This window comes from Halopenitus sp. H-Gu1, assembly GCF_041821145.1.
Lineage (GTDB): Archaea > Halobacteriota > Halobacteria > Halobacteriales > Haloferacaceae > Halopenitus.
Genome location: NZ_JBGUBC010000001.1, coordinates 304307 through 316568, shown reverse-complemented (window position 1 = coordinate 316568; position 12262 = coordinate 304307). Strand labels below are relative to the sequence as shown.

At 64.2% G+C, this 12262-nt stretch carries 10 protein-coding genes and 1 tRNA gene; 4 read left to right on the top strand and 7 right to left on the bottom strand.

The annotated features are described in order from the left end of the window. Nucleotides 1-1287, top strand: a 1287-nt coding sequence (locus tag ACERIT_RS01655) for a PAS domain S-box protein (RefSeq protein ID WP_373673057.1), incomplete at its 5' end; no start/stop codon positions are given. Here ACERIT_RS01655 and ACERIT_RS01650 read toward each other — a convergent pair. The 5 genes from ACERIT_RS01650 to ilvA form a co-directional block, all read right to left on the bottom strand. Next, entirely contained in the window at nucleotides 1195-1710 is a 516-nt protein-coding gene (locus ACERIT_RS01650; RefSeq protein WP_373673056.1) for a hypothetical protein, read from the bottom strand. The genes ACERIT_RS01655 and ACERIT_RS01650 overlap by 93 nt on opposite strands. Before the next feature lie 184 nt (nucleotides 1711-1894). Then, nucleotides 1895-1976 (bottom strand) — tRNA-Ser (locus ACERIT_RS01645). 27 nt (nucleotides 1977-2003) lie between these two features. Continuing rightward, nucleotides 2004-2309, bottom strand: a complete 306-nt coding sequence (locus ACERIT_RS01640; protein WP_373673055.1) for a hypothetical protein — start codon at nucleotides 2307-2309, stop codon at nucleotides 2004-2006. Next, nucleotides 2310-2690, bottom strand: coding sequence for a Rid family detoxifying hydrolase (locus ACERIT_RS01635; RefSeq protein ID WP_373673054.1), 381 nt, complete (start codon nucleotides 2688-2690; stop codon nucleotides 2310-2312). It lies immediately after the preceding gene. Between the two features lie 76 nt (nucleotides 2691-2766). Further along, the gene (gene ilvA, locus ACERIT_RS01630) at nucleotides 2767-3978 is read right to left on the bottom strand and encodes a threonine ammonia-lyase (RefSeq protein ID WP_373673052.1); all 1212 of its coding nucleotides are present in this window, start codon (nucleotides 3976-3978) and stop codon (nucleotides 2767-2769) included. 405 nt (nucleotides 3979-4383) lie between these two features. Here ilvA and ACERIT_RS01625 point away from each other — a divergent pair, with 405 nt between their 5' ends. Beyond that, the gene (locus ACERIT_RS01625) at nucleotides 4384-5925 is read left to right on the top strand and encodes a stage II sporulation protein M (protein ID WP_373673050.1); all 1542 of its coding nucleotides are present in this window, start codon (nucleotides 4384-4386) and stop codon (nucleotides 5923-5925) included. 33 nt (nucleotides 5926-5958) lie between these two features. On the opposite strand, the gene citZ is transcribed toward ACERIT_RS01625, so the two are convergent. Both citZ and ACERIT_RS01615 read right to left on the bottom strand, forming a co-directional pair. Continuing rightward, nucleotides 5959-7107: a citrate synthase gene (citZ, locus tag ACERIT_RS01620; RefSeq protein WP_373673049.1), complete on the bottom strand. Its 1149-nt coding sequence runs from the start codon at nucleotides 7105-7107 to the stop codon at nucleotides 5959-5961. 141 nt (nucleotides 7108-7248) lie between these two features. Further along, a complete protein-coding gene (locus ACERIT_RS01615; RefSeq protein WP_373673047.1) occupies nucleotides 7249-9153 on the bottom strand; it encodes a PINc/VapC family ATPase in 1905 nt (634 codons plus the stop codon). Nucleotides 9154-9377: 224 nt separating this feature from the next. Between ACERIT_RS01615 and ACERIT_RS01610 the strand changes: the two genes are divergently transcribed. Together ACERIT_RS01610 and ACERIT_RS01605 are read left to right on the top strand one after the other, a co-directional pair. Beyond that, on the top strand, nucleotides 9378-10541 hold the full coding sequence (locus tag ACERIT_RS01610) for a M20 family metallopeptidase (RefSeq protein ID WP_373673046.1): 1164 nt from the start codon (nucleotides 9378-9380) through the stop codon (nucleotides 10539-10541). A gap of 119 nt (nucleotides 10542-10660) precedes the next feature. Beyond that, nucleotides 10661-12235, top strand: coding sequence for a carboxypeptidase M32 (locus tag ACERIT_RS01605; protein WP_373673045.1), 1575 nt, complete (start codon nucleotides 10661-10663; stop codon nucleotides 12233-12235). Nucleotides 12236-12262: the final 27 nt, after the last annotated feature.

The following is a 12262-nucleotide window of genomic DNA, read 5'->3' as shown; positions in this document are numbered from 1 at the left end:
ATTAGTAAGCATATTCGGGGAAAGACACCCCGGGAAGCGCTCGGTGATAAGACCGGCGCGGAAGTCGAAGCGAACTATCGACGCTGTGTGAATGCCCGCGAACCCATCACCTACGAGGAAGAACTCTTGATGCCGGATGGCCGGATTATTTGGCAGACGAAACTCGCGCCAATCATCGTTGATGACGAGGTTACTCAAATCGTCGGGATTGCCCGGGATATCACCGACCGTAAGCGACGGGAACACGAACTCCAGCGCTTTCGACAAGCGGCCGACGCGGCCGGTCACGCCGTGTATTTCACGGATCGTGACGGGACCATCGAATACGTCAACCCGGCGTTCGAGTCAATCACGGGGTATTCGGCCAACGAGGCTGTTGGCAGCCATCCACGGATTCTGAAATCTGGTGAAATGTCTGACGACTTGTACGAAGACATGTGGAGTACGTTGTTGGACGGCAACGTTTGGAAAGGGGAAGTGATCGACCAGCGGAAGAATGGTGAACAGTACGTAGCTCACCAGACCATTTCGCCAATCAAGGCCGACGATAAGATTGACGGCTTCGTCGCCATCCAGACAGACATTAGCGACCGGAAAGCACTCGAAGCGGACCTGAAAACGAGCCTAACCCAACTGAAGGTCATGGATCGCGTACTCCGCCACAACCTCCACAACGACATGAACGTCATCAAAGGCAATGCCGAGACTATCCAGGTAACTAGCGAGGGCGATGGCGCGGAGATGGCCGAGAGAATCATCGAGACAAGCGAAAAGCTCCTCACGACCGTCGATAAGGAACGCGAGATCACGGACGTTCTTGTGGACGAGCAGTCGCTCGAGTCGCTCGATCTCGGGACGGTCATCGACGCCACTGTCACGGCTACCCGAGAGCAGTATCCGGAGGCCCATATCACGGTCGAGGGCGCCGCCGATCGGCAGGTCCGGGCGATAAAGTCGATCAATCGTGCGCTAACGGAACTCCTGACCAATGCCGTCAGTCACTCTGATCAGACAGAACCATCGATCGAGGTGACCGTCGAGGACCGCGACGACGCTGTGGTCGTCCGGATCGCCGATGACGGGCCGGGGATTACGGAAATGGAGCGGAAGATTATCACGGAGGATGCCGAAATCGAACCGTTGTATCACGGCACGGGCTTGGGGCTGTGGCTCGTGAAAATAATCGTGGAGAGCTCAGGCGGCTCGCTGGCATTCGACGAAAACGAGCCCCGGGGCAGTATCGTTACCATTACCCTCCCGGTGGCCCTGGCGGGTGGTACTGACTAATGAGGGAGCGTCCATCCCGCACACTACCCGATCTCGACATGGAGTGCGCACTACCTGCGCGGCGACGTCGTCGGTCTCGAAGACGGTGACCGGCTCGCCTTGGACGTCGGAGATCTCGACGAACGCGGCCTTCCGAATCGTACACAGGTGGGCGCACGGCTCGTCAGGATTGTTGTACTTGCGTGCCGGGCACTGCTTGCGATCGTCGCCGTCGAGAACCTCACATTTGCCGACGAACGCGCCGTGGTCATGCTCGAGGCGGACCTCGTAGGTGTTCTCGGAGCCCGGCAGCGTGACCCGCCAATGGTTCCACGCGACGCGCTCGATCAGCGCCGCGGTTGGATCCGCGTGTTCCCAACTTGCTGAGCCCGAATCCCGATTCGAATGGAAATCGAGGGGTACGACCGACGTCGGTCCGGTCATTCGAACCTCCCCCCGTCACAGTCCGGGCAATAGGTCGTCGGGATCGTCCCGAGTTTCGGCGTTCCCGTCCGCATCCGAGTCCCACAGCGCTCGCAGAACCGGCTCACGCCGCAACACCTCCAGAGTAATTGACAGAGGCTCCGCTATCCGGGCTTATCTGTGGGATTGTAAGGGTTTGAGTTGACGCCGGGAGAGGGATTTGAACCCTCGATCCCGTGAGGGAACACGCTTTCCAGGCGTGCGCCTTGCCACTCGGCCATCCCGGCTCACGAGAACCTACTTTGGTGCGACTGTTAAACCCTTCTTTTCGCCCCCAGGCGGTGCTCCGTCAGGTAGACGATCACGGCAGCGATCCCGCCGACGCCGCAGGCGATCACGACGGCGAACGCGTAGCTAATCGGGAGTTCACCTGCCCCGACGAGCAGGTATCCTTGCAGGCCGACGAGAAACGTGAGCGTCCCGATCGCCCCCCAGAGGAGGGCCGATTTGGCACGGGCTCGGGGGGTTGCCGCGATGGCGCGGCGGTCGGTCTCGAGATCCTTCTGCGGTGGATCCTCGGATGCCGATCCGTCCGATGGCGTCTTGCCGCCCGCAGACATCTATTCGCGAACCGCGATCGCCTCGATCTCCACCCCGACGCCCTTCGGCAGCGCCCCCGCCTGGACGGCCGAGCGTGCCGGCGGCTCCTCGTCGAAGTAGTCCGCGTACGTCCGGTTCATCTCCTCGAAGTCGTCGATGTCCGCGAGGAAGACGGTCACCTTGCAGACGTCGCTTGGGGTTGTCCCTGCTTCCGCCAGCACGGCAACGAGGTTGTCGAGGGCACGCTCGGTCTGGACGTCAATGTCGGCATCCGCGAGCAACTCGCCGTCCGGCGTCATCGGTATCTGTCCCGCGGTGAAAACGAGATCCCCGTTTGCCGTCGCCTGGCTGTAGGCCCCGACCGCCGCCGGCGCCGCGTCCGTCTCGATGATCTCCTTCATATACCCCGCTCCGTTGCGCGATCACTTAAATACACGATCGATGGCTTCGATCGCCGATTCGGATCTCGTCGTCGCCTTACGCGAGGATCTCGACCTCGTAGCCGTGCTCCTCGAGGCTCGCAACGATCTCTGCGGCGTGGTCATCGTCGTGCGTCTCCATTTCGACCTCCAGTTCCGCCGCGTTGACGGCGACGTCTCGGGAGGTTCGGTCGTGGTGGACCGCGTAGACGTTTGCCCCGTGATCGGCGACGATGCGGGCGATCGTCTCCAGTTCGCCCGGACGATCCTTGAGCACCATCTTGACCTTCAGATACCGTCCCATCTCGATGAGCCCGCGCATGATCACGGTCGTCAGCCGGTTCATGTCGATGTTTCCGCCACTAAGCACCGCCACGATCGTCTCGTCCGTCTCGTACTCGAACGCCTCCGCGAGCACCGCCGCAAGCGGCACCGCGCCCGCACCCTCGACCAGTGTCTTCGACCGCTCCAGAAGCAACGTGAGCGCGTGAGCGATCTCCCGGTCGGAGACCGTGACCACCTCGTCGACGCGCTTTTCGAGTATCTCGAAGGTCCGATCGCCGACCGACCGCGTCGCGATCCCGTCGGCGATCGTGTCCACGCTGTCTATCGTCTCGACGCGGCCGAGTTCGAGCGATCGGGCGGCCGAGTCGGCCCCTTCCGCCTGCACGCCGACGACGCGAACGTCGTCGAGTTGCGTCGTGATCGCTGTCGCGATGCCGGCAATGAGTCCGCCGCCGCCGATCGGGACCACGACCGTCTCGACCTCCGGGCAGTCCTCGACGATCTCGAGGCCGATCGTTCCCTGGCCGGCCATCACTGCCTCGTCGTCGAACGCGTGGACGTAGGTCCGTCCCTCGCGCCGTTCGATCTCGTGAGCGTGTGCCTGGGCCTCCTCGTAGTCGACTCCCTCCAGAACGACCCGACCGCCGTATCCTCTGGTGGCTTTCACCTTCGAGACCGGGGCGTGTTCGGGCATCACGATGGTCGAGTCGACGCCCGAGCGGGTCGCCGCCAATGCCACCCCCTGCGCGTGGTTGCCGGCACTCGCCGTGACCACGCCGGCCTCCTGTTCGGCCGCCGAGAGCGTTGCGATCCGGTTCATCGCGCCGCGGATCTTGAACGCGCCCGTTCGTTGGAACGTCTCCAGTTTGAGGTGGACATCCGCGCCAGCCATCTCCGAGAACGTCCGCGACCGTTCGAGCGGCGTCCGCCGTACCACCGGATCTATCCGCTCTCTGGCGGCACGTACGTCCCCAAGCGACAACATACCAGTATCTCTTCGCCCCGGGCGCTAATCGTTTTGGTTCCGCCGTTCCGTCTCCGATCTTCCCAGCTTCGTCCCCAGTATCCCTATTGCCATCTCCGATCTCACCCGTTCCGTCTTCAGTCTCTTCCCTTCTACCCCATTTCACTCGGAATATCGTTCGCTTTCAGTCCTTTTGGTTGTGAACACGCGCTGCTTGGGGCTCAAGGAAAATGGGGAAAGGGGGAATGCACGCGTGTGACGTGCATCTAAATCCAGCAGTCCCGGTCATAAAAAGGTGCGGCTGGCGGAGTGAAAGTGTAATCGCAGGACTGCGGCGACCGATCGAGGGCGTCTGACGGGCGTCCGATCGATTTCGATGTCGTTTGCTCCGCCGTGTTTTATATACCCAGTCGTGTATCCTCCGATATGGACCTGTCAACTGCCTTTCGGGACGCAGCCGCCGTCTTTCGTCGACGTCCTGCCGACCTCCTCCCGTTCTACGTGCTCACCGCCGCGATCCCCGTCATCACGAGGACCGTCTCCCTTGCCGGGTTCGCCGCGATCTACGCGTATCTCTCGGTTACCGGCCGGCTCGCGCGGATTCGAACCGCGCTCACGGAACGCGATCTGCCCGCGATGCCGGACCCCGAGGCCGATCCGGAAGCCTTCGGCCGCTGGGCGACTGAGATCGGTACCCTCCTCGAACCACTCTTCGATCCCGTCGTCGGCGTGCTCCTCCTGCTCACGTTCCTCGTCGCGATCCTGGTCGCCGTGCTCCTCCACGCCGGGGTCGCTGCGGGCCAGTATGCGGTCTGTTTCGCGCGGTTGTGCGAGGAGCCGGGAACCCGTGCAGGGATCGGCGGCGTTCGATCACATTGGTTTTCGATCCTTGCCCTCGCCGTTATCGAGGTGGCCGTCTGGATCGCGGCGACGCTCGTCGCCGCCATCGCGGTTGCGATCGCGGCCGCGATCCATCCGATCCTCGGCGCAGTCATCGGACTGGCGGCGTTTCTCGCGTGGACGATCATCGTGGTCGGCGCTCGGGCGGTCTTCACGTTTGCCCCCGTCTCGGTCATCGTCGACGACGTCGGCGCACTCGACGGTGTGGCCGGCGCGATGGGATTCATCCGATCGAATCCCGCGGAAGCGATCGGGTATTATGCGATCGCCATCGCGGCGCTGTTCGCGTTGGCATCGGCCGCCGGCGTCTCCTCGTTCCTCGGGGCTCCAAGCGTGGTCGGACTCGTGAGTCTGCTCCTGCTCGCACCCGGCCTCGATCTGCTTAAAACCGATCTCCTCGGCCGCTGGCGGGGGGCTATCCGGCCGGACACGGTCGGTTCGGCTCCCGATCGGGATCTCTCGCTTGACCGTTCGCTTTTGATCGCAGTCCGCGACGGCCTCCGGCGGGGATGGTCGGAGCTGCTCGAGTTCCCGCGGGCCACGCCCGGGCTCCACGCGATCGCGATATTCGTCGCCGTCATCGGATTCGCAACCGGTTGGGTCGCCGCCGAACCGCTCACGGGCGTCGTGACGACGTCGATCGCGGACCGGCTTACCGGACACGTTCCACCGACCGCCGCACTGGAGTTCTTCGCGAACAACTGGACGGTCGCGCTCGGGACGGCCCTCGCCGGCGTCGTCCTCGCGATCCCGGCGGTGGCCGCACTCTGGTTCAACGGGTTCATCTTCGGGATCTACTTCCGGCTTGAGGCGGACTTCGCGGAACTCCTCGCGTTCGTGGTTCCCCACGGGATCCTCGAGCTTCCAGCCCTGATCATCGCTGGCGCGCTCGGGCTCCACCTCGGCCGGTCCGGCTGGCGGACCTGGCGTGGACGAGCCTCCAGAAAGGCGCTCGCTGCGGACCTCGTCCATGCCGTTCGGGTACTCGTCGGCGTCGGACTCCTGCTTTTCATCGCGGGGCTGATAGAGGGATTCTTCAGTCCGTATTACTACCGCCTGTTCCTGTAGCGCCCTGCGATCCTTGCCGCGACGTTCCGAGCGTCACCGCTCGTCGATCGGGACGAACTCCGCGTCCTCGGGTCCCGTGTAGCGCGCGCGCGGTCGAATCAGACGATTCTCGTCCTGGTACTCCAGCACGTGGGCGATCCAGCCCCCGGCACGCGCCATCGCGAAGATGGGGGTGAACATGTCCATCGGGATCCCGAGATGGTCGTAGACGGACCCGGAGTAGAAATCGACGTTTGGCGCGATTCCCTTTTCGGTGAGTCCCTCCTCCTCGAGATAGCCCTCGATCGCGGTCGTGTACTCGAGCCACGTGTCGTCGCCGTTCGATTCCGACAGGTCGTGCAGTTTCTCCTCGAGGATCGTCGCACGTGGGTCCTTGACCTCGTAGACACGGTGGCCGAATCCGGGGATCCGTCGTCCTTCCTCTCGGGCGTCCCGAGCCCATTCGACGGGATCCTTGCTTGAGTCCTCGATCTCCTGGAGCGTCCGCATGACGTCCTCGTTGGCGCCGCCGTGAAGTGGCCCCGACAGTGCGCCGATGCCGCCCGTAACCGCGGAGTAGATGTCGGCCATCGTCGAGCCGATCACCATCGCCGTGAACGTCGAGGCGTTGAGACCGTGGTCGGCGTGAAGCGTCAAGGCCATATCGAAGGTCTCCTCCGCGACCGCGTCGGGTTCGACGCCGGTGAGCATGTACAGGAAGTTACCGGCGTAGCCCAGCGTCTCGTCCGGCTCGATCGGCTCGTTCCCCTGGCGGAACCGATCGAATGCGGCGAGGATCGTCGGGATCTTCGCCGTGATTCGACGACCTTTCCGGAGCGTCGCATCGAGGTCGTCCGGTTCGGCCTCCGACTCCGGCTCGTAGGCCGAAAGCATCGATACTGCGGTTCGAAGCGCGGCCATCGGATCTTCATCGGCCGCGGCGAGGGTCTCTATCGTCTCGAGTATGTCGTCGTCGACGCGACGCTCCTCGGCGAGACGTGCTTCGAACTCCGCGAGCTCCTCCCTGGTCGGAAGCTCACCGTGCCAGAGCAGATACAGCACCTCCTCGTAGCTTGCCTCCTGTGCCAGGTCCTCAATGGTGTACCCACGGTAGACGAGCTTTCCGACGCTCCCATCGATGTAGCTTAGCTCGGATTCGGCGACGAGAACGCCTTCCAAACCCCTCTTTAGCTCGCTTGACATATGCAAGGCCTTCCATCCACCCGAAAAAAAGCGTTGTCGTTTGGACGGGTTGTGTAACGACGATCGTCGAATATGGATACGACGTCGTTCGCCTCTCAACCGATATGGACGGTTGATTCCGTCTAGGTGGGGTCGTCGAACCTATCCGCGAGCCGGAACGACCGTGATCGGTCGTTTGCGATCGATCGCGTCCTCCAGTTCCTCCGCGATCGCGGACCCGCGGGACACCTGTATCTCGCCACCACGACCAACGGTCGCAGTGAAGAGATATTCGTCGCCCGCCCGTACTTCGATGGTTTCCCCGACTCCCTCCTCGACGGGAATGACGACGTGTCGGGAGGTGATTTCGGGTTCGACGACCGATCCGCGGTCGCCCTCGCCGACCGGTTCCGGCTCCGCACTCCCCGCCTGTCCGGAACTGCTTGCGCCGGCTGCGGTACCCGACCCGCCGGAGTGGTTCGGTCGCTCCGAGTGGGTCCGGACGTCGATACTGATCCCCAGCCGGTCTTCGATCTCGGAGATACGGCCGCCACCTTTCCCGATGACGTAGGAGATGTCGTCCTCCTCGACGTAGACGATCGCCGTCTCGCGTCCCTGCAGTTCCACGTCGACGTGTCCCCGAGCGACGGATCGGATCTCGCGTTCGATCTCCTTTTTCGCGATCCGTGACACGCCACTTTCGGCCCCCCCGTCCTCGTCCCCGATCGGGACCGTCACGACCTGACGGTTGAACGTGTATATCTCGTAGTCGGCCCGGCCGGTCTCGAAGTCGCTAACCCGGATGACGGGGCGCGCGAGGTCCTCCGCGGTGAGCCCTTCGGGGACCTTCACCTCCGTGTTGACGTTGTAGACGGTGTGAACCTCGCCGGCCTCGATGTAGATGACCGTATCGACGATCTGCGGGATCATCCCGAGCTCGACGCGGCCGACGAGCCGCTGGAGCGCGTCGATCGCCCGTGAGGCGTGAACGACGCCGACCATTCCAACGCCGGCCATTCGCATGTCCGAGAACACCTCGAAGTCGGCGGTTTTGCGCACCTCATCGTAGATCGTGTAGTCCGGCCGAACCAGCAGCAACGAGTCGGCGGTGTTCGCCATGTCACCGCCGAGCGCGCCGTACTGGGTGATCTCCGGGCCGACCTGCAGATCTCGCGGCTTCTCCATCGTCTTGACCGCGTAATCGTTGTCGTTGAGGAACTCCGCGACTGCCTGCGCGAACGTCGACTTGCCGGCTCCCGGCGATCCGGAGATGAGCACGCCGCGTTTTCGTTCGAGGAACCGCTCGCGCAATTCGTCGGCCGACTCGTAATCGTCGAGCGTCGTCTTCGCGATCGGTCGAACGGCCGTGATCTCGATCCCGTCGGCGAACGGCGGCCTCGCGACCGCGATCCGGTAATTGCGGTACTGGACGATGTCCATGCCCTCGTCGGAGAGTTCGACGAACCCCTCGTTCGACCCGCGCGCGAGATTGACGATCGCGGTCGCCCACTCGTTCATCTGCTCGTCGCTCGTTTGCTCCTCCTCGATGATCACATAGCGCATCTCGCCGAGGGTTCCGCGTTTGGCCTTCGGCTTCGTCCCCGACTTCAGGTGGACCGACATCGTCTCCTCGGTGAAGTACTCCGCGATCGGAAGGTCCTCGACGACGCCGCGGGTCACCGGTTCGACGTACTCGACGGTGATCCCCTTTGCCCGAGCGACCTCCGATTGCACGATGTCGCTCGTCAAAAGCGTCGCCTCGTGCTCGTCTGCGACGTCGCGGATGATGGCGTCGACGTCCCCCTCGCTTGCGGCCCCTCTCTCGGCGGCCCCCGGCCGCCGACCCACGTAGGACAGCTCGATCGTTCCCTCGTCGGCGAATTCGGCGAGCCGCTGGAGCTCCGAGAGGCCGTCCCAGCCGGACTCGTGGCCGTCGTTGGCCTGCGCCTCCAGTTCGCCGACCACCGCCTCGGGTACGAGGACCGTCGCTCCCTCGTAGGACCCCTCCTCAACACGCTCGGACACGCGGCCGTCGATGACCGAACTGGTGTCCGGTACAACGTTCATACAATATCTGCGGGCGGGAACGGTATAAGCGTGTTCGACCGTGGGGATGTGCGTTCGACTGGGGGGTGGCAAAGCGCGTTCGACTGGGGGGAAGTACGTTCACCCGTGGGGAAGTACGCTCGACCGTAGCTGAAGCCCGCTCGATCACAGGACGGCGATCGGTTCCGTGCTCGATCCTCGATCGAGCCCCTCCCTTTTACCCGATCGCGCTTCCAGTTTCGTGCATGAGCGATCGCGAACTCCTCGATCTCACACGCCGGTTGGTCGGAATCGCGAGCCACGAGGATGAGACCGCCGCGGGCGATGCAGTCGAATCGTGGCTCCGATCCGAGACGGACGCGGCCGTCGAACGGGATCCGGACGGCAACGTGATCGCGCGGCGAAACCCTGGCGGCTCGACCGCCCTCGCTCTCGTCGGCCACCACGACGTCGTTCCGCCGGCCGATCGACAGACGACGGACACGGGCGAGTACGTGATCGAGGAGCGCGACGGGCGGCTCTACGGTCGAGGGGTCGCGGATATGAAGGGCGCGCTGGCCGCCTGCCTGTTCGCGTTTCGCGACGCCGAGATCCACGACGATCTCGAACTCGTCCTCGCGTCCTTCGTGGAGGAGGAACACGGCGGTATCGGGGCCAGAGCCGCGATCGACCGCGGATTCGCTCCCGAGTTCGCCGTGGTCGCCGAGGGATCGACCGGCTATTCGGCTCCCGACGATCGGCCGACGACCGCCGTCACGGACGTCGCCGTGGCCCACCGAGGGCGTCGTGGTTCGACGATCGTTGCGTCGGGCGAGTCCGCACACGCCTCCGAGATCGACGCCGGCGAGAACGCCGTCTACCGTGCCTGTGATGCCGTCGACGTCGTTCGTGACCTTCCTGCACCCGGGGCGACGGTCCTCGGCAAGCGGCTTGCTGGCTCGATCACCGTCACCGAGATCGAGGGCGGAACGGCCATGAACGTGATTCCCGACCGGTGTACCGTCACGGTCGACGAGCGGACCGTTCCGAACGACCGCACGCCACTCGAGCGCGTCGAAACGATCGACGGCGTCGAATGGAGGGTCGACGGGGACCTCCCGCCGATGGCGTGTTCGAACGAGTCGTTCGCCGACGCCGCGATCGCCGCCGCGCGCGCGGTCCACGAGCAAGACCCGGACGCCGGCACTCCCGAACGCGTCACCAAGCCACATGCGACCGACGCGGGCTGGCTGGCGTCCGCCGGGACCGCCTGTGTGGTCTGTGGTCCTGCCGAACCCGGAGAGGCGCACACGGAAACCGAAAGCGTCTCGATCGACGTCCTCGATCGATGCCGCGGGATCTATCGCGCGCTCGCCGGACGGGAGTTCGCCGAACACGTGCTCCGTGAGCGCGAGGCCGATCGTTCCTAACGCAGTGAACCGAACGTGGGGGATACCCCGCCCGATCGCAGGCTTCTCTCCCAGCCGGTCGCCGATTCCGACCACGGTCAAGGCGCGGCGTTCTTTAGCCCGGCGGTGGTATCTCGGGTATGGAAACCGATCCGTCCGAACGCCCCGATCACGATCGGAGTCTCGAGGACGCCTACGAGGCGCTACTCGACCGTTCCCGCCGGTGGAGCGCCGTCTCGAGTGCCTCCGGCGTGCTCTCGTGGGACCAACAGGTGATGATGCCTGAGGGGGGCACGCCCGCTCGCTCGAAGCAGCTCTCCGCCCTCTCCTCGCTCGAACACGACCTGCTCACTGCCGAGAAGACCGGTGACCTCCTCGACGAGATCGACGAGCGGTCGGAACCGAGCGCGAATGCGGGACTCTCCGACGAGCAGGCGTCAGCCGTCCGTGAGATCCGACGCACGTACGAGCGCGCGGATTCGGTGCCCCGCGACCTCGTCGAGGAGATCTCCGAGGCCTCCTCGGAGGCGCTCGCGGTCTGGGAGCAGGCGAGGGCTGCGGACGACTTCGCGTCGTTTGCGCCCCATCTCGAACGACTCGTCGAACTCAAACGCGAGTACGCCGAGCACATCGATCCCGATCGCGACCCCTACACGGTGCTCTTCGAGGAATACGAGCCATATCTCCCGATCGAACAGGCGGAGACGATCCTTGAGGAACTCCGCGGAACGCTCGTTCCCCTGATCGATGCGATCCGGGGATCGGAGGCCGATCTCGCGGTTAACACCTTCGAGGGGTCCTTCCCGGAGGACAAACAGGAGACACTCGCGCGGGAGGCCCTCGACCTGCTTGGATACGACTTCGAACGCGGTCGCCTCGACATTTCCGCCCATCCGTTCACTGCGGGCAACCAGTTCGACTGCCGGGTTACGACCCGCTTCGACGACTCCGATCCGCTTTCAGCGGTCGGATCCACGATCCACGAGTTCGGCCACGCGCGATACACTCTCGGGCTGCCGCAGAATCACTTTGGCACCCCGCTCGGCGAGTCGCGCGATCTGTCGGTGCATGAGTCCCAGTCGCGGCTCTGGGAGAACCACGTCGGACGCAGTCGTGCCTTCTGGGAGCAGTTCCTGCCGACGTTTCAGGAGTTCTTCCCGGGCACGGAGGACGCGACCGTCGAGGACGCCTACGAGGCGGTCAACCAGGTCCATCCGAACAACCTCATCCGCGTCCAGGCCGACGAACTCACCTACCACCTGCATATTCTCGTCCGCTTCGAGATCGAACGCGACCTCGTTCGTGGCCACCTCGCGGTCGAGGACGTCCCGGAGGTGTGGAACGACAAGTACGAACGGTATCTGGGGATCCGCCCCGAGACGGACGCCGAGGGGTGTCTCCAGGACGTCCACTGGAGTCACGGCAACTTCGGATACTTCCCGACCTACTCGCTCGGCTCCGTCATGGCCGCCCAGTTGTTCGCGGCGGCCGAACGCGACATCGACGACCGGGACGGGCCCGATCTCGAGGCGCGGATCGCCGACGGCGAGTTCGACGCTCTCCACGAGTGGCTTCACGAGAACGTTCACCGACACGGTGCACGCTACGAGACCGACGAACTGGTGCGGCTCGCGACCGGCGAGTCCCTCTCTGCGGCCGCCTTCACGGAGTACGTCGAGTCGAAATACGGCGAACTGTACGGGGTCTCGCCGTAGGGCCGTTCCGGGACGTCACCGGAGAAA

Excerpts from the sequence above, each read along its gene's own strand:
- ACERIT_RS01650 (WP_373673056.1), bottom strand. The coding sequence starts at position 1,710 with ATGACCGGACCGACGTCGGTCGTACCCCTCGATTTCCATTCGAATCGG.
- ACERIT_RS01640 (WP_373673055.1), bottom strand. The coding sequence starts at position 2,309 with ATGTCTGCGGGCGGCAAGACGCCATCGGACGGATCGGCATCCGAGGAT.
- ACERIT_RS01635 (WP_373673054.1), bottom strand. The coding sequence starts at position 2,690 with ATGAAGGAGATCATCGAGACGGACGCGGCGCCGGCGGCGGTCGGGGCC.
- ilvA (WP_373673052.1), bottom strand. The coding sequence starts at position 3,978 with ATGTTGTCGCTTGGGGACGTACGTGCCGCCAGAGAGCGGATAGATCCG.
- ACERIT_RS01625 (WP_373673050.1), top strand. The coding sequence starts at position 4,384 with ATGGACCTGTCAACTGCCTTTCGGGACGCAGCCGCCGTCTTTCGTCGA.
- citZ (WP_373673049.1), bottom strand. The coding sequence starts at position 7,107 with ATGTCAAGCGAGCTAAAGAGGGGTTTGGAAGGCGTTCTCGTCGCCGAA.
- ACERIT_RS01615 (WP_373673047.1), bottom strand. The coding sequence starts at position 9,153 with ATGAACGTTGTACCGGACACCAGTTCGGTCATCGACGGCCGCGTGTCC.
- ACERIT_RS01610 (WP_373673046.1), top strand. The coding sequence starts at position 9,378 with ATGAGCGATCGCGAACTCCTCGATCTCACACGCCGGTTGGTCGGAATC.
- ACERIT_RS01605 (WP_373673045.1), top strand. The coding sequence starts at position 10,661 with ATGGAAACCGATCCGTCCGAACGCCCCGATCACGATCGGAGTCTCGAG.